The organism is Streptomyces sp. TS71-3 (assembly GCF_018327685.1).
In the GTDB taxonomy this organism is placed as follows: Bacteria; Actinomycetota; Actinomycetes; order Streptomycetales; family Streptomycetaceae; genus Streptomyces.
The window spans coordinates 1,716,842-1,743,791 of record NZ_BNEL01000003.1 but is presented as its reverse complement, the minus strand read 5'-3'; the positions used below and the strand labels follow the sequence as shown (position 1 = coordinate 1,743,791).

11 protein-coding genes and 1 pseudogene are annotated in these 26,950 nt (G+C 73.9%); 7 read left to right on the top strand and 5 right to left on the bottom strand.

Going from position 1 to position 26,950, the window contains the following annotated elements:
- Nucleotides 1–14 precede the first annotated feature (14 nt).
- Nucleotides 15–14,243 (bottom strand): type I polyketide synthase, encoded by a 14,229-nt coding sequence (locus Sm713_RS31635; protein WP_249416818.1) that lies wholly within the window; start codon nucleotides 14,241–14,243, stop codon nucleotides 15–17.
- A 364-nt stretch (nucleotides 14,244–14,607) separates the two neighbouring features.
- On the opposite strand from Sm713_RS31635, the gene Sm713_RS31630 reads away from it, so the two are divergent.
- From Sm713_RS31630 to Sm713_RS31615, 4 genes are all read left to right on the top strand, one after another.
- Nucleotides 14,608–15,003 carry a nuclear transport factor 2 family protein gene (locus Sm713_RS31630; RefSeq protein WP_212913396.1) on the top strand — a complete coding sequence of 132 codons (396 nt, stop codon included), beginning with the start codon at nucleotides 14,608–14,610 and terminating at the stop codon, nucleotides 15,001–15,003.
- A 277-nt stretch (nucleotides 15,004–15,280) separates the two neighbouring features.
- Nucleotides 15,281–16,459: an acyl-CoA dehydrogenase family protein gene (locus Sm713_RS31625; protein ID WP_212913395.1), complete on the top strand. Its 1,179-nt coding sequence runs from the start codon at nucleotides 15,281–15,283 to the stop codon at nucleotides 16,457–16,459.
- Nucleotides 16,460–16,546: 87 nt separating this feature from the next.
- Entirely contained in the window at nucleotides 16,547–18,004 is a 1,458-nt protein-coding gene (locus Sm713_RS31620; protein ID WP_212913394.1) for an NAD(P)/FAD-dependent oxidoreductase, read from the top strand.
- A 124-nt stretch (nucleotides 18,005–18,128) separates the two neighbouring features.
- Nucleotides 18,129–19,631 carry an aldehyde dehydrogenase family protein gene (locus Sm713_RS31615; protein WP_283249834.1) on the top strand — a complete coding sequence of 501 codons (1,503 nt, stop codon included), beginning with the start codon at nucleotides 18,129–18,131 and terminating at the stop codon, nucleotides 19,629–19,631.
- 440 nt (nucleotides 19,632–20,071) lie between these two features.
- Here Sm713_RS31615 and Sm713_RS31610 read toward each other — a convergent pair whose 3' ends face one another.
- Both Sm713_RS31610 and Sm713_RS31605 read right to left on the bottom strand, forming a co-directional pair.
- On the bottom strand, nucleotides 20,072–21,322 hold the full coding sequence (locus Sm713_RS31610) for a cytochrome P450 (protein ID WP_212913393.1): 1,251 nt from the start codon (nucleotides 21,320–21,322) through the stop codon (nucleotides 20,072–20,074).
- Nucleotides 21,323–21,598: 276 nt separating this feature from the next.
- Nucleotides 21,599–21,943: pseudogene (locus tag Sm713_RS31605) on the bottom strand (MerR family transcriptional regulator); the annotation flags it as partial.
- Nucleotides 21,944–22,001: 58 nt separating this feature from the next.
- Between Sm713_RS31605 and Sm713_RS31600 the strand changes: the two are divergent.
- The gene (locus tag Sm713_RS31600; protein WP_212913391.1) at nucleotides 22,002–22,928 is read left to right on the top strand and encodes an NAD(P)-dependent oxidoreductase; all 927 of its coding nucleotides are present in this window, start codon (nucleotides 22,002–22,004) and stop codon (nucleotides 22,926–22,928) included.
- A 106-nt stretch (nucleotides 22,929–23,034) separates the two neighbouring features.
- On the opposite strand, the gene Sm713_RS31595 is transcribed toward Sm713_RS31600, so the two are convergent.
- Entirely contained in the window at nucleotides 23,035–23,895 is an 861-nt protein-coding gene (locus Sm713_RS31595; RefSeq protein ID WP_283249833.1) for an NAD(P)-binding domain-containing protein, read from the bottom strand.
- Between the two features lie 149 nt (nucleotides 23,896–24,044).
- Nucleotides 24,045–24,560 (bottom strand): flavin reductase family protein, encoded by a 516-nt coding sequence (locus Sm713_RS31590; protein WP_249416817.1) that lies wholly within the window; start codon nucleotides 24,558–24,560, stop codon nucleotides 24,045–24,047.
- Nucleotides 24,561–24,872: 312 nt separating this feature from the next.
- Here Sm713_RS31590 and Sm713_RS31585 point away from each other — a divergent pair, with 312 nt between their 5' ends.
- The gene (locus tag Sm713_RS31585; RefSeq protein WP_249416816.1) at nucleotides 24,873–26,435 is read left to right on the top strand and encodes an aspartate aminotransferase family protein; all 1,563 of its coding nucleotides are present in this window, start codon (nucleotides 24,873–24,875) and stop codon (nucleotides 26,433–26,435) included.
- Nucleotides 26,436–26,615: 180 nt separating this feature from the next.
- Nucleotides 26,616–26,897: a helix-turn-helix domain-containing protein gene (locus tag Sm713_RS31580; protein WP_249416815.1), complete on the top strand. Its 282-nt coding sequence runs from the start codon at nucleotides 26,616–26,618 to the stop codon at nucleotides 26,895–26,897.
- Nucleotides 26,898–26,950: the final 53 nt, after the last annotated feature.

Here is a 26,950-nt window from a genome sequence, read left to right as displayed (position 1 = left end):
GTAGGCGGGCGGGTTCAGTCGAGTTCGTCGACGAGGGAGAACAGCTCCTCGTCGGTGGCGGACTCCAGGTCCTCGTCCGCGTCCGCCTTGGCGTCGGTGTCGGGGTCGTCGCCGCTCTGGACGATGTCCAGGAGCTCCCGCAGCCGTGCGGTGATCTGCTCGTGGGAACCCGGTCCGCCGGTGCCCGCCGTCGCGGCGCGCAGGGCGGCCTCCAGCTGGTCGAGTTCCTTAAGGACGGTCGCGGCGCCGGAGTCGGCGGAGGTGTCCAGGGCGAGTTCGGCGCCGATGTGGGCGGCGAGGGCGGCGGGTGTGGGGTGGTCGAAGGCCAGGGTGGTGGGCAGCCGCAGGCCGGTGGCCGCACCGAGCTGGTTGCGCAGTTCGACGGCGGTCAGGGAGTCGAAGCCCATGCCCTGGAAGGACCGGTCGTCCTCGATGTGGCCCGGGTCGGCGTAGCCGAGCACGGCGGCCACCTGGTTCCGCACCAGTTCGGTGAGCGCGCGCTCGCGCTGCACGGGGGAGAGCCCGGACAGGCGCTCCGCAAGCGGCACCTCGGCGGGGGCGGCGGCCTGTACTGCGCGGCGCCGCACCTGCGCGGGAACCAGGGACCTGAGCAGGGTGGGCGGTTCGTCCTGTGCGCGCAGGGCGGCGGTGTCGAGCCGGCTGACGGCCAGGACGGGCTCGTCGACGGTCTGGGCCGCGTCGAACAGATGCATCGCGTCGTCGGACGCCAGCGGACGCAGACCCAGTCGCGAGAGCCTGCGCAGGTCCGTCTCCCCCAGATGCCCGGAGAGACCGCTGGCCTGCTCCCACAGGCCCCACGCCATCGACACCGCGGGGAGTCCCAGCCCACGCCGATAGGACGCCAGTCCGTCCAGGAACGCGTTACCCGCCGCGTAGTTCGCCTGCCCCGCCGTCCCCAGCAGCCCGGCCAGCGACGAATACAGAACGAACGCCGACAGATCGCTCTCACGCGTCAACTCGTGCAGATTCCACGCGGCATCCACCTTCGGCCGGAGCACACGCTCCAACCGCTCCCCCGACAACCCGGACACCACCACGTCATCCACCACACCCGCCGCATGCACCACCACACGCAACGGAGACTCCGCCGGAACCCTCGCCAGCACCTCAGCCAGAGCATCCCGATCCGCCACATCACACGCCGCGAACACGACCTCCGCACCCAACCCGGCCAGCTCCTCGCGCAACTCCACCGCACCCTCCGCCGACCCGCCCCGACGGCTCACCAGCAGCAACCTGCGCACCCCACGCCGGGTCACGAGGTGCCGCGCCAGAACCCCACCCAGCACACCCGTCGCACCCGTCACCAGCACCGTGCCCTCAGACCACGACGGCACCACACCACCCGCCGAATCCGGCACCCGCTCCGACACAGGCACCGACACCGACACCGGCACCGGCACGGGCACGGGTGCCAGCCGAGGCACCCACAACCGCCCACCACGCACCACCACCTGCGGCTCACCCGAAGCCACCGCACGACTCAACAGAGCCTCGGAACCCTCCCCCACCACATCCACCAGCACGAACCGACCAGGATTCTCCGTCTGCGCCGACCGGACCAGGCCCCACACACCCGCATGAGCCAGATCCGACGGAGCACCCTCCGGAGCCGTCCCCTCCGCCGACGCGCCGTCCGAGCCCGCGCCCTCCGAGCCCACGCACACCGCACCACGCGTCACCACCACCAACCGCGCACCGGCGAACCGCTCCCCGCCCAACCACCCCCGCACCAACCCCAACACACCAGTGACGGCGGCACGCGCGGCCGCGGGAACATCGGCGTCGGGATCGGAGGACGGCAGCCGGACCAGCACCGTGTCCGGAAGGTCCTCGGGCAGCGTGGTCAGATCGGGGACCGACTCCCCGTCGCCGAGGACCGTCCACGAGTGCGCCGCGGGCTCGGCGGGACCGGGCTCCGCCAGCGGGGACCACTCCACGCGCAGCAGGCCGTCCCCGGTGTCCCGGGCGGCGGTGGCGGCGCCCCGCAGCGCATCCCCCGAGAGCGGCCGCAGGGCGAGGGAGTCCACCGAGGCGACCACGGTGCCGGTGCCGTCCGTGGCGGTGAGCGCGACCGAGTCGCCGCCGGACACCGCGAGCCGCACCCGGAGCACGGTGGCGCCCACGGCGTGCACGCGCGCGCCTTCCCAGCTGAACGGCAGCACGGCGGCGGCGTCCGCGCGGGCCACGCCCGGCAGCAGGGTGTGCAGGGCGGCGTCCAGCAGGGCGGGGTGCAGGGCGTACCCGGCGGCGTCGGTGCGCTGTTCGTCGCTTAGGGCCACCTCCGCGTACAGCTCGCCGTCCGCCCGCCACAGGCGGCGCAGCCCCTGGAACGCGGGCCCGTACGCGTAGCCCGCCGCGGTGAGGCGCTGGTAGGCACCGCTCAGGTCGACCTCGGCGGCGCCCGCGGGCGGCCACGCGGCGAGAGGGTCGGGGGCGGGCGCGTCGGCGGTGGCGGGCGCGAGACGGCCCACGGCGCAGGTGGTCCAGGCGGCGTCGGCGCGGGCGGCGCCGTCCGGGCGTGCGTGGATCTCCATCCGGCGGTGGCCGTGCTCGTCGGGTGCGTCCACCACGACCTGCACCTGGGTGCCGCCGCTTGCCGGCACCACGAGGGGCGCCGCGAGAGTCAGCTCCGCCACCTCCGGGCAGCCGGCCTCCTCCCCCGCCCGTACCGCCAGCTCCAGCAGGCCGGTGCCGGGGAAGACGGTCACACCGTGCAGGGCGTGGTCCGCCAGCCACGGGTGCGTGGCGAGCGACAGGCGGCCGGTCAGCAGCCAGGTGTCCCGGTCCGCGACGGCGACGGCGGCGCCCAGCAGCGGATGCCCGGCGGCGGTGAGGCCGAGTCCGGTGGCGTCGGCGGCCTCGGCGGGGGCGTTCAGCCAGTAGCTCTCGCGCCGGAAGGCGTACGTGGGCAGGTCGGTGCGGCGCCCGCCGGGGAACGTCACCGCCCAGTCGAGCGTGCCGCCTTCCAGGTGGATGCGGGCGAGGGCGGCGGTGACGGTGTGCTGCTCAGGGCGCGCGGACCGCAGCACGGGCGTGAACGTGGCGCGGTCCGCTTCCAGGCACTCCTGCGCCATGGCGGTGAGGACGCCGTCCGGGCCCAGTTCGACGTACTCCGTGACGCCCTCCGCCTGGAGGAACCGCACCCCGTCCTGGAAGCGGACCGCCTCTCGGATGTGCCGCGCCCAGTAGTCGGGCGACCGCAGGTCGGCCGCGGTGGCGGGTTCGCCGGTGGTGTTGGAGACGACGGGGATGCGCGGCTCGTGGAACGTGACGCCGTCCAGGGCGGCCCGGAAGTCGGCCAGGACGTCGTCCATGTGCGGGGAGTGGAAGGCGTGGCTCACCGGCAGGCGCTTGGTCTTCCTGCCGCGCGAGCGCCACAGCCCGGCGACGGCGTCCACGGTCTCGGCATCACCGGAGACCACGGTGGCACGTGGCCCGTTGACCCCGGCGACGGCGACCGCCGACGCGCCGTGGCCGGTGAGCGTCTCGCGGACCTCGTCCTCGGACGCCTCCAGCGCGGCCATCGCACCGCCCTCACGGGCCTCCTGCATCAGCCGGCCGCGCGCGGCGACCACGGCGCAGGCGTCGGGCAGGTCCCACACCCCGGCGAGGTGTGCCGCGGTGACCTCGCCTATGGAGTGGCCGAGCAGGTAGTCCGGGGTCGCACCGTGGTGTTCGAGGAGCCGGTGGAGGGCGACCTCGACGGCGAACAGCGCGGCCTGCGTGTAGGCCGTCTGGTCGAGCAGTGCGGCGTCGGGGGTCTCCTCGGCGGCGAACAGGACGCTCTTGAGGGGGCGCATCAGGACGGGGTCGAGGTGAGCGCACACGGCGTCGAGGGCCGCGGCGAACACCGGTGACGACTCGTACAGTTCCCGGCCCATGCCGAGGCGCTGGCTGCCCTGCCCGGTCAGCAGGAACGCGGTGCGCCCCCGGCCCTGTGCGGCGCCTTCGCCGCGCGGCCCCGAGGAGCGCAGGACGCCCGGGGCGCTGCCGCCGCCGGCGAGCGCCTGGAGCCCGGCCAGCAGTTCGTCACGGGTCGCTCCGATCACCGCGGCGCGGTGCTCCAGGGCGGCACGGGTGGTGGCCAGCGAGAACCCGATGTCGACGGGGTCGGCCTCCGGCCGCCCTGACAGGAACCCGGCCAGCCGCTCCGCCTGGGCCCGCAGGCCCGCCTCGTCCCGGCCGGAGAGAAACCACGGCACGGTAACGGCGTGCGGGGCGCCGGCCCCGTGTGTGCTCTCGGCTGGGCGTACGTCAGCCGCGGCGGCCACGTCCCCGGACGGCACGCCGGCTTCGCTCGCGGGGGTGGGGGTGGGCTCGTGGTCGCCCTGTTCGATGATGACGTGGGCGTTGGTGCCGCTGATCCCGAACGAGGACACACCGGCCCTGCGCGGCCGCCCCGACTCCGCCTCGGGCCACTGCCGCGCGTCGGTCAGCAGCCGCACCGCACCCGCATCCCAGTCGACATGCCCGGACGGCTCATCCACATGCAGCGTGCGCGGCAGCACACCGTGCCGCATCGCCTCCACCATCTTGATGATCCCGCCCACACCCGCAGCGGCCTGGGCATGCCCGATGTTCGACTTCAACGAACCCAGCCACAACGGACGCCCCTCCGACCGCTCCCGGCCATACGTCGCCAGCAACGCGTTCGCCTCGATCGGATCACCCAGCGTGGTACCCGTACCATGGGCCTCGACGGCGTCGACATCGGTGGGCTGGAGGCGTGCGTTGGCCAGCGCCTGACGGATCACCCGCTCCTGCGACGGACCATTGGGAGCCGTCAGACCGTTGGACGCACCGTCCTGGTTCACCGCGGACCCGCGCAGCACCGCCAGCACCCGGTGCCCCTTGCGGCGGGCATCCGACAGCCGCTCCACCAGCAGCAGACCCACACCCTCCGACCACCCCGTACCGTCCGCCGCCGCCGAGAACGACTTGCACCGCCCATCCGGCGCGAGCCCACGCTGCCGCGAGAACTCCACGAAGGTGCTCGGGCCCGACATCACGGTGACACCGCCCGCGAGGGCCAGATCGCACTCACCACCCCGCAGCGCCTGCGCCGCCAGATGCAACGCCACCAGCGACGACGAGCACGCCGTGTCCACCGTCACCGCAGGCCCCTCAAGGCCGAACGTGTACGACAGGCGGCCGGAGGCGACGCTGGAGAGGTTGCCGGCGAGCAGCAGGCCCTCGAACTCACGGGGCGCCCTGGGCAGGCGGGAGGCGTAGTCGTCGTACATGGCGCCGGTGAAGACGCCGGTGCGGGATCCGCGCAGGGTGGCGGGCACCACGCCCGCGCTCTCGAACGTCTCCCAGGCGGTCTGGAGCAGCAGGCGCTGCTGCGGATCCGTCGCCAGCGCCTCACGCGGCGACATCCCGAAGAACCCCGGATCGAACTCGTCCGCCTCGTACAGGAACCCGCCATGCCGCGCATACGACGTACCCGCATGATCCGGATCCGGATCGTACAACCCCTCCAGATCCCACCCGCGGTTAGCCGGGAACTCGCCAACCGCGTCCACACCGTCGGCCACCAGCCGCCACAGGTCCTCCGGGGACGTCACACCACCCGGATAACGGCACGCCATGCCCACGATCGCGATCGGCTCGCTCGACACACCGCCCACCGCCCGCACCACGTCCGCCCCGGCACGCTCACCGGACAGCTCCCCCAGCAGATGCGCCGTCAGAGCGGCAGGCGACGGGTGGTCGAAGACGGCGGTGGCGGAGAGCCGCCGGCCCGTGCGGGCGGCCAGCCGGTTGCGGAGCTCGACACCGCCGAGGGAGTCCAGGCCGATGTCCTTGAACGCCTGCTCGCCGGCGACGGAGGTCATGCCCGGGTGGCCGAGCACCTCGGCGGTGACGGTGCGGACCAGGTCGAGCACCTCGGTCCGCTGCTCGTCGGCGGGCAGGGCGGCGATGCGAGCGGCCCACGCGGAGTCGCCGCCGGCGGCGCCCGATGGTGTGACCGTGCGGCGCGCGGGGGCGGTGGGGCCGGCCAGGCCGCGCAGGACCGCGGGCATCGGACCGGTCTCCGTGCGCGGCCCGGCCGGATTCAGGCGTGCCGGTACGAGCAGGGCGTCGTCGCCGCCCGCCAGCGCGCGGTCGAAGAGGGCGAGGCCCTGCTCGGGGGCGAGCGGGGCGAAGCCCGCGCGGGCCCAGCGCCCGAGGTCCGCCTCGCCGAGCGTCGCGCCCATGCCGTGGCTGCCGTCCCACAGGCCCCAGGCGAGGGAGACGGCGGGCAGCCCGTGGGCGCGGCGGTGGGCCGCGAGGGCGTCCAGGCCGGTGTTGGCCGCGGCGTAGTTGGCCTGGCCGGGGGTGCCCACGAGGCCGGAGACGGAGGAGAACAGCACGAAGGCGGCCGGCGGGTGGTCCCGCGTCAGCTCGTGGAGGTGCCGGGCGGCGTCCGTCTTGGGCCGCAGCACGGCGCGCAGCCGCTCGGGCGTGAGGGACGGGACGGTCGCGTCGTCGAGGACGCCCGCGGTGTGCACGACGGCGGTCAGCGGGTGCTCGGCCGGTACCGACGCCAGCAGTGCCGCGAGTGCCGCGCGGTCGGCGGCGTCGGCGGCGGCCACCGTCACCTCGGCGCCCAGCTCGCGCAGCTCCGCCGCCAGTTCACGGGCGCCCGGGGCGTCCGCGCCGCGGCGGCTGGCGAGCAGCAGGTGGCGCACTCCGTGGGCGGTCACCAGATGCCGGGCCAGCAGCGCGCCGAGGCCCCCGGTACCGCCGGTGATGAGGACGGTGCCGTCGGGGTCGAGAACCGAAGTGCCGGTGGCGGAGGGGCCGGCGGCCGGAGCGTCCTGGGGCGCTGTGGCGCCTTCGGCGGGCGCGGGGGCGGGCGCGGACGCGGAGGCGGGTACGGGCCCGGGGGTGTCCGCGGACACCGTCGTCAGGCGCGGCACGTGGAGCGCGCCGCCGCGGACGGCGACCTGCGGCTCGCCGAGGGCGAGCGCTGCCGCGAGAAAGGCTTCCCCGGCCGGGGCGTCCGGCTCGCCCGGCTCGGAAGCCTCGCCCGGCTCCGCCGGCGCGGCCGCCTCGTCCAGGTCCACCAGCACCAGCCGGCCCGGCTGCTCGGACTGGGCCGAGCGGACCAGGCCCCACACGGGCGCGGCGGCCAGGCCGGGCACGTCCTCCCCGGGCAGCACGGCGACGGCACGCGTGGTGACCACGGCGAGGCGGCTCTCGGCGAACCGCTCGTCGGCCAGCCACTGCTGTACCAGCCGCAGCACCCGCTCCGCCGGGCCGTCGGCAGGCCCGGCGGCCGTCGGCCCACCGGGCTGTCCGTCACCCGTCCCCCCGGCCGCGACGCGCAGGACGACCGTCGCCGCGCCGTGCACCGCGGAGAGATCCGGGTCGTCGGCCGTCAACTCGGCCCAGGCGGCCGGGTCCTGGCCGGTGCCGGCGGCCGGGGCGGGAACGGCGGGCCAGCGCAGCGCGTACAGCGGATCGCGCCCGCCGGGCGTGCGGGCGAGCCGTTCGCGGGCGACCGGCCGCAGCACCAGCGAGGAGACGGAGGCGACGGGCTCGCCCGCGCTGTCGGCGAGGGTGAGGGCGGCGGTGCCCGCCGCAGTGTCGGCGGAGATCCGCACCCGCAGCGCCGTCGCCCCGGCGGCGTGCACGGCCAGCCCCGCCCACAGGAACGGCAGCCGGATCTCGCCCTGCGCCGTGTCCCGTGCGGCATGGAGGACGAGCGGGTGGAGCACGGCGTCGAACAGCGCCGGGTGGATGACGAAGTGCGCGGCTGCCTCGTGCTGTGCCTCGGGCAGCCGCACCTCCGCGAACAGGTCCCCGTCGGCACCGCGCCACAGTGCCGTCAGGCCCCGGAAGGCCGGGCCGTAGTCGTATCCGGCGGCGGCGAGCCGTTCGTAGACGTCCGTGACCGGCTCGGGCCGTGCGCCGGCCGGCGGCCACTGCCGGGGCACTCCGGGCTCAGCGCCGTCCGCGCCCGCGGTCTCGGGCACGGTGGTGACGAGGTTCCCCGAGGCGTGCCGCGTCCACTCCTCCGCGGGGGCGTCGCCGGTGTCGGGGCGTGCGTGCACGGTGAAGGGGCGGGCGCCGGACGCGTCCGGCGCGCCGACCGTGATCTGGACCTGCGCAGCCCGGTCGGCGGCGACGGCGAGGGGCGCCTGAAGGGTCAGTTCGGCCACGTGCGGGGCCCGCACCCGGTCGCCGGCGGCGACGGCCAGCTCCAGGAAGGCCGTCGCCGGGACGAGGACGGTGCCGCCGACGACGTGGTCGGCCAGCCACGGCTGGTCGGCGGGCGAGAGGCGGCCGGTGAGCACGGACTCGTCGCGCCCGGCCACGTCGACCACGGCGCCGAGCAGCGGGTGCCCGGACGCGGCCAGTCCCAGGTGGCGCGGGTCGCCCGCGGTCCCCGGGGCCAGCCAGAAGCGCTCGCGCTGGAAGGCGTAGGTGGGCAGTTCGGCCGCGGTGGCGCCCGGGAAGAAGGAGGCGACGTCGAGTGGGGCACCGGCCGCGTAGGCACTGCCGAGGGCCGTGACCAGGGTCGCCGCCTCGGGCCTGCCCCGGCGCAGCAAGGGCACGGCGAGGGCGGGCCGGGCGGCGGAGGCTCCGTCGGTGCCGGGCTTGCCCGTGGAGGACGGCTCGGCGGGGGAACCATCCGTGAGGGCCCCCACCGCGGGAGACCCGTCCACGTCGGCTCCCCCCGCGCCGGGCCGGCCGGCGAGCGCCGACAGCACCGCGTCGGGGCCGCACTCGACGAACACCGTGGCGCCCTGCTCGTTCAGGGTGCGGGCGGCGTCGGCGAAGCGGACGGTGCCGCGGAGCTGCCGTGTCCAGTAGTCCGGGGAGCGCAGCTCGTCCGCGGTGGCGAGCCGGCCGGTGAGGGTCGACACCAGGGGGATGTGCGGCACCTGGTAGGTGAGCGCGGCGGCGGTCGCCCGGAACTCCTCCAGCACCTCGTCCATATGGGGCGAGTGGAAGGCGTGGCTGACGGTGAGTCTGCGCTGCCTGCGGCCGCGGGCCGCCCACTCGGCGGCCAGCGCGGTGACGGCGTCGGTGTCGCCGGACACGACGACGGAGTCGGGGGCGTTGACGGCCGCGACGGCGACCTGCCCGGCGAGGCCGCCCCGGTCCCCGAGGGACGCGGTGATCTCCGCCTCGCTCGCCTGGATCGCGACCATGGCCCCGCCGGCCCGCGCGGCCTGCATCAGCCGGCCGCGCACGGCGACCAGCCGGGCCGCGTCAGCGACCGGCCAGAGGCCGGCGACATGGGCGGCGGCCAGCTCGCCGATCGAGTGGCCGGCGACGAAGTCCGGGGTCATCCCGTGGTGTTCGAGCAGCCGGTAGAGGGCGACCTCGACGGCGAACAGGGCGGGCTGGGCGTAGGCGGTCTGGCCGAGCAGCCCGCCCGCCGCCCCGGCGGCCCCGGCGTCCTCGTCGAACATCACCGCACGCAGCGGCCTGTCCAGGTAGGGGTCGAGCTCGGCGCAGAGCGCGTCCAGAGCCGTGGCGAAGACCGGGAAGGCGGCGTACAGCTCGCGGCCCATGCCGGCGTACTGCGCCCCCTGGCCGGTGAACAGCGCCGCCGTCCGGCCGGGCCGGGCGGCGCTGCCGCGCACCAGGCCCGGGTGGTGCTGGCCGGCCGCGAGCGCGTCGAGCCCGGCCAGCAGGTCGGCCGCCGCGGTGCCGGTGACCACGGCCCGTTCCTCGAACGCGGTCCGGGTGGCGGCCAGCGCGAGGCCGACACCGGCCAGGTCCCGTCCGGCCGGCCCGCGCAGGTGGTCGCGGAGCCGCCCGGCCTGGGCACGCAACGCCCCGCCGTCCCGGGCGGAGACCACCCACGGCACGGGAGCGGCCACCTCGGAGACCGCGGGGGCCGGTTCCGGATCGCCCTGCTCGACGATGACGTGCGCGTTGGTGCCGCTGATGCCGAACGACGAGACGGCGGCCCGCCGGGGGCGGCCGGTCTCGGGCCACGGTCGGGCCTCGGTGAGCAGGTGCGCGGAGCCCGCGGACCAGTCGACGTGCCCGGTGGGCTCGTCCACGTGCAGCGTGCGCGGCAGGGCGGCGTGGCGCATCGCCTCCACCATCTTGATCAGGCCGCCCACACCCGCCGCCGCCTGCGCGTGCCCGATGTTCGACTTCAGCGACCCGAGGTACACCGGCTCGGTGCCCTCGCGGTCCTGCCCGTAGGTGGCGATCACGGCCTCGGCCTCGATGGGGTCGCCGAGGGTGGTGCCGGTGCCGTGCGCCTCGACGGCGTCGACGTCCCCGGCGGTGAGGCGGGCGTCGGCGAGCGCCTGGCGGATCACCCGTTCCTGGGAGCGGCCGTTGGGGGCGGTGAGGCCGTTGGAGGCGCCGTCCTGGTTGATCGCGGTGCCGCGGATGACGCCGAGCACCCGGTGGCCGCCCCGGCGGGCGTCGGAGAGCCGCTCGACGAGCAGGATCCCGACGCCCTCCGACCAGGAGGTGCCGTCCGCGGCCGCCGCGAAGGACTTGCTGCGGCCGTCGGCGGCCAGCCCCCGCTGCCGGGAGAACTCCACGAACATGCCGGGCCCCGACATCACCGCGGCGCCGCCCGCGAGCGCCAGGGACGACTCGCCGGAGCGCAGCGAGCGCACCGCCATGTGCAGCGCCACGAGCGACGACGAGCACGCCGTGTCCACGGTGATGGCGGGGCCGAGCAGCCCCAGCTGGTAGGCGATGCGTCCGGACATCACGCTGGCGGTGCTGCCGGTGAGGACGTGGCCGTCCACGCCGTGGCCCGTCTCGTGCATGCGCGGGCCGTAGTCGAGGGCGGTCCCGCCGACGAAGACGCCGGTGCGGCTGCCGTGCAGCGAGCGCGGGTCGAGGCCCGCGCGCTCGACCGCCTCCCATGCCGTCTCCAGCAGCAGCCGCTGCTGGGGGTCCATGCCCAGTGCCTCGCGCGGCGAGATGCCGAAGAACGCCGCGTCGAACTCGCCCGCGTCGTGCAGGAACCCGCCGCGGTCCACATGGCTGCGGCCGGGCCGCTCGGAGTCGGGGTCGTACAGGTCAGGGTCCCAGCCGCGGTCGCCGGGGAAGCCGGAGATCGCGTCGACGCCGTCGGAGACCAGCCGCCACAGGTCCTCGGGCGAGGCGACGCCGCCGGGGTAGCGGCAGGCCATGCCGATGATCGCGACCGGATCGCCGTCGCCGTCCCCGGCCGCCGTGCGGCCGTTCGCCCCCTGAGCGTCCACCGCGTCCGCCCCGCCGGCCGGGGCGGTGCCGAGCAGCCGGGTCAGCAGGTGGTCGATCAGGTCGCCGGGCGTGGGGCACTCGAACAGCAGGCCGCTGGGCAGCCGCAGCCCCGTCTCCGCGGCCAGCGCGTCCCGCAGCTCGACCGACATCAGCGAGTCGAAGCCCAGGTCCTTGAAGGTGTCGTGCAGGCCGACCCCCTGGGCCTCCTCCTGGCCGAGGACGGCGGCGGTGTGGGCGCGGACGGTGTCGGTGAGGGTGCGGCGGCGCTCGGCCTCGGGAACGGCGGCGGGGCTCCCGGCGGGGCTGCCGGCGCCGGCCGGCTGAACCGGCGCTTCCTCGGGGCTCCCGGTGACGGGGGCCTGGGTGGTGGGGGCTTCGGTCGCGGGGGCTTCGGTGGCCTGGGCCCCGCGCTGCGGCGTTGCCGAAGTCCCGGCCGGCCGGCGCAGAACCCGCGGCCCGGCGCCGTCGAACCAGTACCGCCTGCGCTGGAACGGGTACGTGGGCAGGTCGACCCGGCCCGCGCCGGTGCCCTCGTACGCGGCCGTGAAGTCCACCGCGCCGCCGTGCACGAACACCGTGGCGAGCGCGGCCACCAGGCTCCGCGCCTCCGGGCGGCCCGCCCTGAGGGCCGGCACCGGCACGGCCGCACCGGCGTCGCGCACCGATGCGCCGACCATCGCCGAGCAGGCGCCGTCCGGCCCGAGTTCGAGGTAGGTGGTGACGCCCTCGTCCTCCAGGGTCCTGGCCGCCGCCATGAACCGCACCGGCCTGCGCACCTGCTCGACCCAGTAGCCGGGCGAGCGCAGCTCGCCGGCCGCGGCGAGAACGCCGGTGACGGTGGAGACGACGGGGATCCGCGGCTCGTGGAACTCCAGGCCGTCCAGCTCCGCGCGGAACCTTTCGAGCACCGGCTCCATCAGCGGGGAGTGGAAGGCGTGCGAGACCTGCAACCGCTTGGTCCTGCGCCCGCGCGCGGCCAGTTCGGCGGTGACGGCCTCGACCACCCGCGCGGCGCCGGAGACGACCACCGCGGCGGGGCCGTTGACAGCGGCGATGCCGGCCTCGTGCTCGTGCCCGGCCAGCAGCCGGGACACCTCCTCCTCCGCGGCCTCGACCGCGGCCATCGCCCCGCCGGCCGGCAGCTCCTGCATCAGCCGCCCGCGTGCGGCGACCAGTCGCGCGGCGCCGGCCAGCGGCAGCACCCCGGCCACGTGCGCGGCGGCGATCTCGCCGACGGAGTGCCCGGCGACGAAGTCGGACCGCACTCCCCACGATTCGGCAAGCCGGTACAGGGCCACCTCCACGGCGAACAGGGCGGGCTGCGTGAAGCCGGTCTCGTCCAGGCCCTCGCCGGAGTCGATCACCTCGCGCAGCGGGCGCGGCAGCAGCGGGTCGAGCGCGGCGCACACCTCGTCGAACGCCTCGGCGTACCGCGGAAAGGCCGCGTGCAGTTCGCTGCCCATGCCGGTGCGCTGGCTGCCCTGCCCGGTGAAGACGGCGCCGAGCCGGCCGGGCCGCACCGAGCCGGTCACCAGGTGCGGCGAGGGACGGCCGCCGGCGAGGGCGGAGAGCCCCTTCACCAGCCCGTCGCGGTCCTCGGCGAGCACCACCGCGCGGTCGGCGAACGGGGTGCGGGTAGCGGCGAGGGACCATCCGACGTCGGCCGGCGACGGCGCGCCGTCGCGGGCGGCCAGGTCGTGCAGCCGGCCCGCCTGGGCGCGTAGGGCGTCCCCGCCACGCCCGGAGACCGGCCACGGAAGGATGACGGGGGGCATCCTGCGTGTGCTCGACGGGCGGGCGGGGACGGCTCCGGGTCCTTCGGCCAGGACGAGGTGGGCGTTGGTGCCCCCCATGCCGAAGGAGCTGACCCCCGCGAGGAGCGGGCGGTCGGGGTGCGGCCACCCGGACAGCTCGCGCTGGACGGCGAGGCGCAGCCGGGCCAGCGGGATCGCGGGGTTGGGCGCGGTGAAGTTGCGGCTGGCCGGCAGCTGCCGGTGCCGGATGCCGAGCAGCACCTTGAGCAGCCCGGCCATGCCGGCGGCGGCCTCCAGGTGCCCGACGTTGGTCTTGGCCGAGCCGATCAGCAGGGGGTCGTCCGCCGGGCGCCCGGCGCCGAGCACCGCACCGAGTGCCGCCGCCTCGATGGGGTCGCCGACGGAGGTGCCGGTGCCGTGCGCCTCCACGTACTGCACGGCGCTCGGATCCACCCCGGCGCGCTCGTACGCCAGGCGGACGACCTGCTCCTGTGCGGCGCCGCCGGGCACGGTGAGCGAGGCGGTGGCGCCGTCGTTGTTGACGGCGCCGGCGAGGATCACGCCGTGGATGCGGTCGCCGTCGGCGAGCGCGCGCTCCAGCGGCTTGAGGACGACCACGCCGCCGCCCTCGCCGGGCACGAAGCCGTTGGCCCGGGAGTCGAACGCGTAGCTCTCGCCGTCCGGCGACAGCGCACCGAACCGCTCCTCGGTCACCGTGTTCTCGGGCAGGACGTTCAGGTTGACGCCGGCGGCGAGCGCGGTGTCCGCCTCTCCGCTGCGCAGGCTCTCGCAGGCCAGGTGGACGGCGACCAGCGAGGACGACTGCGCGGTGTCGAGGGTGAGGCTCGGGCCGTGCAGATCGAGGAAGTAGGAGACCCGGTTGGCGATGATCCCCCGGTTCAGGCCGGTCATGGTGTGCTGGGTGATCGCCTCGGTGCCGTGCTGGTACAGCAGGTTCGCGTAGTCGTCGCGGAGCGCGCCGACGAAGACGGCGGTGCGGCTGCCGCGCAGCGCGGCGGGCACGATGCCGGCGTCCTCCAGCGCCTCCCAGGCGAGTTCCAGGACGAGCCGCTGCTGCGGGTCCATGACGGCCGCCTCGCGCGGCGACACCCCGAAAAAGGCCGCGTCGAAATCGCCGACGCCGTCGAGAAAACCGCCACGGCGGCCGTCAGGGCCCTCGGTGAGCCCGCTTTCCCCGGCGCTCAGGAGTTTCCAGAATGATTCCGGGTCCGACGCCATCGGCAACCGGCAGGACATCCCGACGACAGCGATTTCCTTCATTGCCGGCATTGCCAGACCCCCATGGACCGGTGACCAGTACGGGTGCCCTGCATTCGGATTCGAAGAATGCGGGCGAGCGGAAGTGGTGCGTGATCGCCAGTCTGCCCGCCGGCGCCCCAACGGCCGGTCACACAGCGGTAATCACAACGCGCCGGGGCCCTCGTGAGCAGCGCGTTGACCGCCGATGAGAGAGCGGTGGTGCGGCCTCGGTAACTTCGGGGTGCACACCACACCAGCTTTTTCAGGCCGGTCGGGAAAGACCGCCGACCGTACTCCGCTGAACCTGCGGGGTCAATCCGCGTACAGACGACTCACATACGACTCGCGGACATGCGACTCGACGCACAGAAATGGAGAGCACGCCATGGCAACTCCGACCACGAGCGCGGATCTCATCAAGGGAGCCGAGGAGCACGGCAAGCGTTATGTGGAGGCCTTCAATTCCGGTGACCTCGACACGATCAACTCGATGTACACCCCCGACGCGGTCTCCGTGTGGGAGCCGGGCAACCCGCTCACCGGTCAGGCCAGGAAAGCCGCTCTCGCGGAGTTCATCGGGCAGAAGCCGAAGATGACGGCGACGCTGCGCGAGTCGCACGTCACCAGCACCACCGCGCTGCTGGTGGTCGACTGGGCGATCGACATCCCGACGCCGGACGGCACGGAGCACGTGGAGGGCGTGGGCCTGGACGTGCTGCGCCGCGGCACGGACGGCGAGTGGCGGTTCGCCATCGACAACCCGTTCGGCCAGACGAGCTGACCCGCTGAGACCGCGGGGCACGGCGGGATCCCGCCACCGGCGCCCCGCTCGGCGTTCCCATCCGCACGGCGCCGCCGCACGCGAGGGCACCGTCCGGGTACCGGCACGCCCACCGCCCGGTCACCGCGCGGTCATCGGACGCTCATCGGCCCGTCGGGCTGCGCCGATTGCCGCGCAGTGACCCGGGCCCCGCAAGGATGCACCCGATCCCTGCTCCCGGCCCGCGATGCGGGCGGCGGGAATCCCCTCGTTGTCAACAGCCCCCAGGGAGACGCACATGACCGACTCCGATGCCTCAACGGCGGCCGTCCTGGACGCCGTGTCGGCCCTCGTCCCGAAGCTCAGGGAGAACGGCCCCGCGGCCGAGGACCGGCGCTGGATCCCGGACGAGAACATCGACCTGCTGGAGAAGGCCGGGGTCTTCCGGCTCGGCGTGCCGAAGCGCTTCGGCGGCCTGGAGGCCTCCATGGCCGACCAGTTCAAGGCGGTGACCGAGATCTCCCGCGGCTGCGCCTCCACCGGCTGGGTCGCCGCGGCCTGGATCGAGGGCGCCTGGGTGGCGTCGCTCTACCCGGACGAGGTGCAGAAGGAGGTCTACGCCTCCTCCTCGGTACGCGCCTCCGGCGGCCTCGCCCCCACCGCGCTGTTCACGGCCACCGACGGCGGCTACGTGCTCAACGGCAGCTGGGGCTTCAACACCGGGTGCCGGGGCGCCGACTGGAACCTGGTGGCCGGCATCGTCGAGCACCCGGACGGCACCCCGGAGCCGCTGTACGCGCTGGTCCCGATCGCCGAGTTCGAGATCGCCGACGACTGGCACGTCTCGGCCGCGGCCGGCACCGGGAGCTTCACCACCACGGCGACGAACGTGTTCGTGCCGGCCCGCCGCGTGGTCGGCGCCGAGCAGCTGGTGACCGGCACCACCGAGGGCCGCACCAACACCGGTGCCACCGGAAGCAACTACGGCCTGATCACCTACGTCGCCGCGCTGTCCGTGGCCGTCTTCATCGGTGCGGCCAAGGGCGCCTACGACACGTTCACCGAGCGGCTGCCCGGCAAGCCGATCGCCTACACCAACTGGACGGACCAGCGCGAGCACCCGCTGACGCAGATCAAGGTCGCCACCGCCGCCAACAAGATCACCGCCGCCGAGGCGCTGACGGCCGGTTTCGTGCGGCGCCTGCAGGACCGTGCGGACGCCGGCGAGCACCCCACCGTCGAGGACAGCGTGACCGTGCGCGGTCAGGGCGGCCTCGCCACGCTGCTGGTGAAGGAGGCCGTGGAGGACCTGCACCACGTCAGCGGCGCCTCCGCGCTCTCGCGCGGCCAGCACTTCCAGCGCTTCTACCGCGACGTCGAGGGCCTCACCCGGCACGGCATGATGACGCCCTTCACCAACCTGGAGCTGCACGGCCGGATGCTCCTCGGCCTGGACCCGGACACCCTCTACCTCTGATGCCGTGACCCGGGCCGCCCACGCACACCCCGCACACCCCCACGCCACCTGTCCCAACGATCCGATTCGAATCATGAACGGGGAACAGTGAAGAACCACCAGATTGATGCGCACAACACCGTCGCGCGTGCGGCCTCGCGCCGTACCGTCCTGAAGTCCGCCGGTGCGGCAGCGCTGGCCGCCTCGGCAACCGGTGTCGCAGCCGGTGCGGCGCACGCCGCCGGCGACGGCGGTGTGCAGGCCGGGCCGTACGACGTGATCATCGTGGGGGCCGGCTTCGCCGGTGTGACCGCGGCCCGCGAACTCAAGGCCAAGGGCCTCCGGTCGGTGATCCTGGAGGCCCGGGACCGCATCGGCGGCCGGACCTGGACCACCGAGTTCGCCGGCGAGCTCGTCGAGCTCGGCGGGGGCGCGGTGGACCCGAAGCAGCCGAACGTGTGGGCGGAGGCCAAGCGCTACAACATAGCCACCGTCGCGGGCGGCGGGGCCATCGACAAGTACGTGGTGGCCGCCGGCAGCGGCTTCACGGCCCTGCCGCTCGCGGAGGGGTCGGCCAGGGTCAAGGCGGCGTTCACCCCGTTCTTCGACGGCGTGGACAAACTCTTCCCGAAGCCCTACGAGCCGTTCAGCGCGGCGGGCCTGCTGACGGCAGCGGACAAGCTCTCCATGCAGGACCGCCTCGACCAGATGCGGCTCTCCGACGACGACCTGAAGCTGGTCAACGGCACCACCGGCGGCCTGTCCGGCGGCTCCAGCTCCCGAGGCGCGTACACCATGCTCGCCCAGGTCTGGGCGCTGTGCGGGTACACGTACGAGGGTTACCAGAGCATCAACACCTACGGGCTCCAGGGCGGCACCGCCGCCCTGCTGAACGCGATGCTGAAGGACTCCGGCGCCGACCTCAAGATCAACTCCCCGGTCGCCAGGATCACGGAGGCGTACGGCTCGGTCACCGTCACCACGAAGGCGGGCGTGGCCTACACGGCGCCGCACGTGATCGTCGCCGTGCCGGTCAACCTCTGGAAGACCATCACGTTCTCCCCGGGCCTGCCCGCCGAGTACACCAGCGTCTCCAAGGCCGGCATCGGCGCGCCGAACGTCAAGAAGATCTTCATGAAGGTCAGTGACAGCAGCATCGGCACGTTCATCGGCCACCCGCCGGAGGGCTTCCCGCTCTCCACCACCGTTCCGGAAGCCCAGCTCCCGGACGGCAGCACTCTGATGTTCGCCTTCAGCAGCGACCCGTCGCTGAACGGCGCCGACCCGGCCGCGGTGCAGTCGGTGCTCCGGGAGATGGCACCGGGCATCAAGGTGCTCTCCACCAAGGTGCAGACGTGGGGCGCCGACCCGTACTCGCTGGGCGGCTGGGCCTGCCGGCAGCCCGGCATGCTCACCGGCCCGTACCGCACCATCCAGCAGCCGCGCGGCAACATCGCGTTCGCCACGAGCGACATCGCGACCGGCTGGAGCGGCTACATCGACGGCGCGGTGGAGTCCGGCATGACCGCCGCCAAGCAGGTCGCCGCGCTGGCGGCCAGGGCCTGACAGGCACCGGCCTCGGGCCGGAGCACGAGCGCAACGCACCGGGAACCGGTCGCCACCTCACCGGCGGCCGGTTCCCGCCGTCCTGTGAGACATGTGGTGACCACCATCGAGGAGGCATACCGCCGTGAACCCCGCACTGCCCGCACTGCCCGCACTCGGCAAGAACGCCGCCGACTTCCTGAAGCGCCCGCGCCTGCTGTACATCGGCGGCCGTTTCGTCCCCGCCGCCGACGGCAAGACCTTTCCCACCCTCGACCCGTCCACCGGTGCGCACGTCACCGACGTGCCGTACGCGGGGGCGGCCGACGTCGACGCCGCGGTCACCGCGGCCCGCGCGGCCCTCGACGGCGACTGGGGCCGGCTGCCCGCCACTGCCCGCGGCCAGTTGCTGGCCCGGCTGGCGGACCTGATCGAGGCGGCCGCGGGGGAGCTGGCCGAGCTGGAGGCGCTGGACGGCGGCAAGCCGGTGGCCGTCAACGAGATGATGGACGTGCCCGCCGCGATCGAGCACTTCCGCTACTACAGCGGTTGGCCCACCAAGCTGGAGGGCTCGACGATCCCGGTGATGGTGCCGGGCACTCTCTGCTACACGCGGCTGGAGCCGGTCGGCGTGTGCGCGGGGATCATCCCGTGGAACTTCCCGCTGATGATGGCCGCCTGGAAGCTGGCGCCCGCGCTGGCGGCCGGCTGCACCGTCATCCTCAAGCCCGCCGAGCAGACCCCCCTGACCGCGCTGCGGCTCGCGGAACTGGTGGACGAGGCCGGCTTCCCGCCCGGCACCGTCAACATCCTCACCGGCGACGGCGCCACCGGGGCCGAGTTGGTGGGCCACCCGGGCGTCGACAAGATCGCCTTCACCGGGTCCACCGCGGTGGGGCGGGAGATCGCCTCGCGCGCCGGGGCGGCGTTCAAGCGGGTCACCCTGGAACTCGGCGGCAAGAGCCCGAACATCGTGCTGGCGGACGCCGACATCGAGGCAGCCGTCGCCGGTGCCTTCGACGGCATCTACTTCAACAGCGGCCAGAGCTGCGTGGCCGGCTCCCGGCTCTACGTGCACCGCAGCCGGTACGACGAGGTGGTGGCCGCGCTGGCCGCGGCGACCCGCGAGGCCCCGGTCGGACCCGCGCTGGAGCGCACCACCGCCTACGGGCCGCTGGTCTCCGCCGAGCAGTACCACCGGGTACGGGCCTCCATCGAGGACGGCATCGCGGCGGGCGCCACGCTGCTGGCCGGCGAGGTACCGCCCGCCGATCCCGAGGGCGGCTGGTTCGTCCGTCCGGTGATCTTCACCGAGGTGACGCCGGAGATGCGGATCAGCCGCGAGGAGATCTTCGGTCCGGTGCTGGTGGTGGCGCCGTTCGACGACATCGACGAGGTCGTGGCGCTGGCCAACGACACCGACTACGGCCTGGCCGCCGGGGTGTGGACACGGGACCTCGGCCACGCGCACGCCCTGGCCGCCCGGCTGAAGGCCGGCATGTTCTACGTCAACGGCTGGGCCCTGGGCGACCCGGGCGCGCCCTGGGGCGGGATGAAGGCGTCGGGGGTGGGCCGCGAGATGGGCCGGGCGAACCTGGACGCCTACCTGGAGATCAAGACCGTCTGGACGGTCTACGAACCGCGGTGACCTACGCGGTCGGCGCCCCTTGAAGCGGGGTGGGTTCGGGGCCCCGGCCCGGCCCCGGCCCGCCCCACGGGGCAGCATCTGTCACCTCCGGGCCACCGGCCGGTGGTGGGCTGGTCGCGCAGTTCCCCGCGCCCCTGAGGCAGGCCGGGGCGCAGCCCCACAGCCGGGGGCGGGGCCCCGTTGCGGGCGCGGAGCACCCTATAAGGGGCGCGGGGCTGTGTCGATATGCGGCTCCGCCGCGGGGGCGCGACCAGCCACGACGACACCGTCACGTCGTCACCGTCCCGAAGGGGCAGTCTTCCTCGCCTCCGGACCACCGGCAGGTGGTGGTTGCTCGCGCAGTTCCCCGCGCCCCTGGGCTGGCCGGGGCGCAGCCCCACAGTCGGCGTGCCGTTCGACCGGGGCGGAGCCCCGTGTTCGCGTGGCCCCGAAGGGGTGGCTCAGGCCGCGACCGGCGTTCCCAGGCGGACCGGCAGCTCGCGGTGGCCGTTGGAGACGAAGGACTCCAGCGGGAGCAGTTCCCCGGCCGGCTTGGCGAACGACATCTCGGGGAAGCGTTCGAACAGCGCCGGCAGCGCCACCCCCGCCTCGAGCCGGGCCAGCGGCGCGCCGAGGCAGAAGTGCACGCCGTGCCCGAAGCCGACATGCTCGCGGCGGGTGGCGCGCGTGACGTCGAAGGCGTCGGCGCTCCCGCCGTGCACCAGGGGGTCCCGGCCCGCCGCGGCGAAGGAGATGATCATGGCGTCGCCCTTGGCGATCGTCACGTCACCGACCTGGATGTCCTCCACGGCGTACCGCAGCGGCAGGTTGGCGAACGGCGCCTCCAGGCGGATGGTCTCGTCGATCACGTCGTCCCAGGTCGCCTCGCCGCGGCGCACCAGGGCGAGCTGGTCGGGGTTGGTCAGCAGCGTGTAGACGGCCTGGTCGATCAGGTTGGCGGTGGTCTCGTGCCCCGCGGTGAACGTCAGCAGGATGGTGTCGACCAGCTCGCGCTCTGTGAGCCCGGAGCCGTTCTCGTCGTCCCGCACCGTGATCAGCGCGCTGATCAGGTCGTCGCCGGGCTCGCTGCGCTTGTGGGCGACCAGCTCGGCCAGCAGCTCGTAGACGCGGCGTTCGTAGACGGCGACCTCCTCGGCGGAGACCTGGTTGGTCATCCAGGCGCCGATGATGCCGAGGAGCTCGTCGCGCATCCGGTCCGGAATGCCGAGCAGCTCGGATATCACCTGGGTCGGCAGGCCGTAGGCGAACTGCTCGCGCAGGTCCACCGGACCCTGGCGGCCCTGGTCGGCGATCGCGTCGAGCAGCGCGGCGGTGATGGCCTCCACCCGCGGGCGGAGCGCGGCGGTGCGGCGGGCCGTGAAGGCCTTGGCGACGAGCTTGCGCAACCGGCGGTGCTCGTCGCCGTAGGCGGTGATCATGTTGCGGTCGGCCACCCACATGGCCAGCGGCCAGCTCTTCGCCAGCTCGCCCTCGCCGTTCTCCCAGGCGGGCCAGTGCTGGTAGGTGTCCCGCGACACCCGCGGGTCGGTGAGCAGGCTCTTGATGGTGGCGGTGTCGGTGACGGCCCACACGACGACACCGCCGGGCAGCTCCACCTGGGTCACCGGGCCCTGCGATCTCAGCAGGGCGGCCTCGCCCTGGATGTCACGGCCGGTGGGATCCATCGCGTACGGGCAGGACGAAGCAGACATACGGGCCTCCGGGATGAGTGCACGCAAAGGGTGAGGAGTGGGGGGACGCCCGTGCCGTTGCCGGCGCTTTTCCGCCGGGCCGTCAGGTCGGCGTCCCTTGGGGCTTCAGGTTAGGGACGGGTCCGTAACCGGCGGTCCACCGCTCGTTCTGCCGCCGCTCCCTCGCGGCACGGGGCGGTCCGTGACCGGCCGCGGTGCGGTCGTGGTGGACCAGGTCACGGGGTTGGCGGCCACGGGGCGTGCGACATGGTGGCGCACCGGACGCCGCAGGTGGTGCGGTCCCGCGATGACGGTGTCCAGCATCTCCAGCGCGGCGGTGAGGTCGTCGATGGCACTCCTGATCCTGCTGCGCTCCTCGCGCAGCGCGGCGGACAGCTCAGTGCAGACGGGCGCCTGCGCCGGGCGCTCCTCGCCCAGGCACGGCAGCAACTCGGCGATGGCCGCGGTGCGCAGGCCGGCGGAGAGCAGGACGCGGATGCGGCTGACCGTCGCCACGTCCTCCTCCGCGTACTCGCGGTAGCCGCTGGGCCGCCGGTGCGGCCGCAGCAGGCCCTGTTCCTCGTAGTACCTGAGGGCCCGCTGGGTCGCTCCGGTCCGCCTGGCCAGCTCACCGATCCGCAACTTCCCTCCATGTCCCGGGTTGACTCTCACGCCGACGTCAGGGCCTAGCGTCGGCCGCATGACGCCTTCTCAGCTTTCGGAGCAGGACGCGGGCCGCCGTCCGGACGATGCCCTGCCCTCGCCGGTGACGGTCCTGGGCCTCGGCCCGATGGGGCAGGCGCTCGCCGCCGCCTTCCTGCGCGGCGGCCACCCGACCACCGTCTGGAACCGCACCCCCGCACGGGCCGACGCGCTGGTCTCCCAGGGCGCGACCCGCGGTGACAGCGCCGCCGCCGCGGTCGCCGCCAGCCCCGTGACGGTGGTGTGCCTGCTGGACCACGACGCGGTGGACGCCGTGGTCCGGCCGGCCGCCGAGGCGCTGCGGGGCCGGTCGCTGGTGAACCTGACGTCGCACACACCGGAGCACGCCCGCGAGAGCGCCGCCTGGGCCGCCACACACGGCATCCGCTACCTGGACGGCGCGATCCTGACGCCGACCACCAGCGTCGGCGGGCCCGACGCCCTGGTCCTGTACAGCGGCGCACAGGACGTCCACGACGACCTGCGCGAGACCCTGGGCGCCCTGGCCGGCACCGGGGTGTACCTCGGGCCCGACCCGGGCCGCGCGGCGGCGCACGACGTCGCGTTGCTCGACATCTTCTGGACGGCCATGACCGGTGTCGTGCACGCCTTCGCGCTGGCCGGCGCGGAGGACATCCCGGCCACGGACCTCGCTCCGTTCGCCGTGACCGCCATGCGGCTGCTGCCGGACGTCGTCGCGGGCTACGCGGAGCGCATCGACCAGCGCCGGCACCCCGGTGACCGGTCCAGCCTGCTGTCCGCCTCCGCGGGCATGGGGCATGTGGCGGCGGCCGCCCGGGCCCGCGGTCTCGACACCGAGGTGATGGACGCTGCGCTGCGGCTGGTGCGGCGGGAGGTCGACGCGGGCCGTGGCGCGGAGGGGTTCTCCCGCCTGGCCGAGTCGCTGGCCGCCCGCACCGGCTGAATGCCGGCTCCCGCACGGGCGGGGTGCCGGCCCGCGTCCGCGCACCGGAACGCCTGGCACGGCCGGACGGGCCGTGCCAGGCGGGCGGTCACCGGCCCGGGGGCCGTCACTCGGGGTTGCGGATGACCTCGATCAGGCTGGCCAGCGCGTCGCTGCCGTGGCCGTCGGCGACCCGCTTCTCCATGAAGTCCCTGATCGGCACCATCAGGTCGGGCCGGATGCCCTGCGCCTCGCTGGCCTGGACCATCTTGGCGAGGCCCACCGCGTTCAGGCCGACGGTGGAGATGTTGGTTCCGAACTCGCCGGCGTCCACCTGCTGGGCGGCGCCCTTGATGCTGGGCAGCGCGACGTGGGTGATCCACGCCTCGGCGAACGGCACCAGCGCCGCCGCCGGCACCTTCTCGCTGCCGACCAGGGCGAAGCCGTGCAGGGCGCTGGTCAGGGTGGACCAGAGGATGCCGAGCAGGGCCAGGTCGTACAGCGCGGCGATGCCGGCGTCGGGGCCGAGGAAGACGCTGTTGCCGCCGAGCACCTTCAGGGTGTCCTGGTGGGCGTCGAAGGTGTCCTTGGAACCGCCGTAGAACAGCAGCGTCTGCGGGAGGCCGACGGCCGGCGGCACCGTCATGATGTAGCCGTCCAGGTAGCGGGCGCCCACTCCCTCGGCCCACTTGGCCGCCGCGCGGGCGTCCTCCGGCAGCCCGGACGTCAGGTTGACGATCACCTTGCCGGCGAGGGCGTCGCCCACCGGGTCGAGGACGGTGTGCACGGCGTCGTAGTCGACGAGGCAGACCACCAGGATGTCGGAGGCCGCCACGGCCTCGGCGGCGTCCGCGGCTCGGGTCGCGCCCTGCTCCACGAGGGCGTCGGCCTTCTGCGCGGAGCGGTTCCACACGGTCGTCGGATGCCCGGCCTTCAGGAAGGCGCCGGCCAGTGCCGCACCCATCATCCCCAGGCCGAACACCGTCACGGGCGCACCATTGTTACCGGCCACCACGATCACTCTCCCTAGCACATATCGAATTACCGGCGGGCATGGCCCGGAGTCCACCTGTACGGCGGCCTTCGCCAAGCAATTTTTTCTCAACCTAGCGGCGGGCCTGAATACGTCTCAAGTACTTACTGCAAAGTGCGCACCCGGCGCTGCGCCAGATCGGCGCCCTCGACCGAGCCGAAGGCGCCGTTGTGGAAGAGGAGTCCTGGCGCATCGTCACCGCGACCCGCTTCGAGAACCGATCCGATGAAAATGGTGTGGTCCCCGGAATCGTGCGACTGGGTCAATTCGCATTCCAGCCACCCGAGTGCGCCCGAAATGAGCGGCGCCCCGGAAAGCGGTCCCGGCCGCCAGTCGACGGAGGTGAACTGCGCCGCACCGAGCGGGCGCTTCTTGTCGGCGAAGTGCCGGGCCACCCGCTCCTGGTCCGCTGCCATGACGGAGACGGCGAACCGCGCGGAGGCACTGAGCGCGCCGTGCATCACCGCGCTGTGCGCCACGCAGCACAGGACCAGCGGAGGGTCGAGGGAGACCGAGGTGAACGCGTTGGCCGTCATGCCGTGGACGTGCTCGCCTCCCACGGTCACCACGACCACACCGGTGGCGAACCGGGACATCACCTCACGGAGCGAGGAGGGCATGGCATCCTTCCCTGTCAGCGAAGGCCGCCGGTACGGGTGTTCCGGACGGGCCTCGGGCTCGAAAAGCGCGGCGACCGCGCCGGCCGCGGCAGGTCGCCGCCACCGTATCCAGCGGGCCGCAAAAGCCGTCCACCGACGAGTAACGCAGCGCTAACCAATAGCGCCGGAGGCCGCCGCTTACCGGGGCGTGACCAGCCGTTGGGAGCACGCTCGTAACATCCCTTGGAGGGCCCCGCGACCGGCGCGCAATTCCCGCGCCGGGCGGGCCCATCGTCATTCGGCACAGCAGACGACGAGGCGAAAAGGACAGCAATGAACTCTCCGTCACCGCAGTCCGGGCTCGCGGAACCCGCGATGCAGGATTTGCTGGCTCTCCTCGGTATCGACGTCGAGTACGTACGCGGCGAAGGCAACACGCTGCATTTCCTGGACGAGACCGGGCAGGAGGTGCCCGTCATCGACTACGCGGGCGGCTACGGTGCGCTGGTCCTCGGCCACAACCACCCGGAGGTGGCCGCCGCCGCCGAGTCCTTCCTGCGGGCGAGGCGGCCGGTCCTCGCCCAGGCCTCCCGGCAGCCCGCGGCCGGCCGGGTCCTGGACCGGCTCAACGCCATCCTGCACCGCGAGTTCGGCACCGCGGAGCCGTACTACGGAGTGTTCTCGAACAGCGGCGCCGAGTCCGTCGAGGTGGCGCTCAAGCACGCGGAGTTCGACCGGCAACTGGGGATCCGCGCGCGCCTGGAGGAGATCGCCGGCCACATCGAGGCGGCCCGCGAGGCGGTGCGGTCCGGACGGGCGGCGCTGCCGGAGGACGCCGGCGGCGACGTCGAGGCGCTGGTGCACCGGGTCACCGCGGCCAACGCCGCCGTGGCGGCGAGGCCGCCGCTCTTCCTCACGCTGGAGGGCTCCTTCCACGGCAAGCTGGCCGGCAGCGTCCAGCTCACGCACAACGCCGCCTACCGCACGCCGTTCTCCGCGCTGGCCGCGCAGGCCCGGTTCGTGCCCTTCGACCAGCCCGAGGCGATCACCAAGATCGCCGAGGAGGAGCGCGCCGTGCTGCTCGACCTGGTGGTGGAGGGCGGCCGGGTCCGGGTGGTGGAACGGGACCATCCGGTTTTCGCGGCGCTCTTCATGGAGGTGATCCAGGGCGAGGGCGGCATCCGGGAGGTCACCGAGGAGCAGGCGCGGACCATCCGGCGGGCGTGCGACTCGATCGGCTGCCCGGTCGTCGTGGACGAGATCCAGAGCGGCATGGGCCGCACCGGCGCGTTCTTCGCCAGCTCGCTGATCGGGCTCCAGGCGGACTACTACACGCTGGCCAAGGGGCTCGGCGGCGGTGTCGCCAAGACGGCCCTGACGCTGGTACGCGGTGCGCGGTTCCGGCGGGAGTTCGACCTGGTGCACAGCTCGACGTTCGCCAAGGACGGGCTCTCCCTCGCCGTGACGCACGCGGTGCTGGACCTCCTTGAGGCCGACGGGGGCGCCGCCTACCGGCGGGCCGCGGAGCGCGGCGGACGTCTGGTGGACGTGTTCAGCTCGCTCGTCGCCGCCTATCCGCGGGTGCTGAAGGAAGTACGCGGCAAGGGATTGATGCTGGGCCTGGAATTCCGGGACCAGTCAGAGGCGGCGGCGCCGCGCCTGCGCGAGAGCGCACGGGCCGACATGCTGGGCTATGTCCTCTCCGCCTACCTGCTGCGCGCGCACCGCATCCGCACGTTCCCGACCGCGAGCGCCGTCAACACGCTCCGATTCGAACCGTCCATCCACCTGACGGACGAGGAGATCGCGGCCCTGGAAATCGCGCTGCGGGATGTCTGCGGAAAGCTCGAAGCCCAGGACGAGACGGCGTTCTTCGGCCCCGCGGCGGCGCACTGAGCACCGAGATTATGGCAGTTTCCCGCCGGGTTGGCCGATAACCGCGCTGTGCCATCGCGACCATGTCGGATTACCATGAGATCGTCATGCTCATACAAAGACAGAGGTCTTCGTGAGGACTGCGGGGGTGCAATCTTGAGCGTGAGGCTCAGGCCGACACACTGTGGGCTGGACGCTGCCATGGAGGTCATCAGTGGCAAGTGGAAAGTCGTCATTCTGTGGGCGCTCTCCCAGCAGCACCGCCGTTTCGGTGAATTGAAGCGCGCCATTCCGGATGTCAGCGAGAAGGTCCTTATCCAGCACCTCAGGGAGCTGGAGGCGGACGGCATCGTGCACCGGGAGATCTTCGACGTGACACCGATGCGCGTCGAGTACTCCCTGACCCCTCCCGGTGTCGCCCTCAACGAGGCGCTCAAGCCGCTCGGAGCATGGGGCCGGGAGCACCTGCCCACTCAGGTCTGACATCCCGCAGAACCCGGGAATACGCCGGGGCCCGGGTGCCGCAATCGCGGTGC

Excerpts from the sequence above, each read along its gene's own strand:
- Sm713_RS31635 (WP_249416818.1), bottom strand. The coding sequence starts at position 14,243 with ATGAAGGAAATCGCTGTCGTCGGGATGTCCTGCCGGTTGCCGATGGCG.
- Sm713_RS31630 (WP_212913396.1), top strand. The coding sequence starts at position 14,608 with ATGGCAACTCCGACCACGAGCGCGGATCTCATCAAGGGAGCCGAGGAG.
- Sm713_RS31625 (WP_212913395.1), top strand. The coding sequence starts at position 15,281 with ATGACCGACTCCGATGCCTCAACGGCGGCCGTCCTGGACGCCGTGTCG.
- Sm713_RS31610 (WP_212913393.1), bottom strand. The coding sequence starts at position 21,322 with ATGTCTGCTTCGTCCTGCCCGTACGCGATGGATCCCACCGGCCGTGAC.
- Sm713_RS31600 (WP_212913391.1), top strand. The coding sequence starts at position 22,002 with ATGACGCCTTCTCAGCTTTCGGAGCAGGACGCGGGCCGCCGTCCGGAC.
- Sm713_RS31590 (WP_249416817.1), bottom strand. The coding sequence starts at position 24,560 with ATGCCCTCCTCGCTCCGTGAGGTGATGTCCCGGTTCGCCACCGGTGTG.
- Sm713_RS31585 (WP_249416816.1), top strand. The coding sequence starts at position 24,873 with ATGAACTCTCCGTCACCGCAGTCCGGGCTCGCGGAACCCGCGATGCAG.
- Sm713_RS31580 (WP_249416815.1), top strand. The coding sequence starts at position 26,616 with ATGGAGGTCATCAGTGGCAAGTGGAAAGTCGTCATTCTGTGGGCGCTC.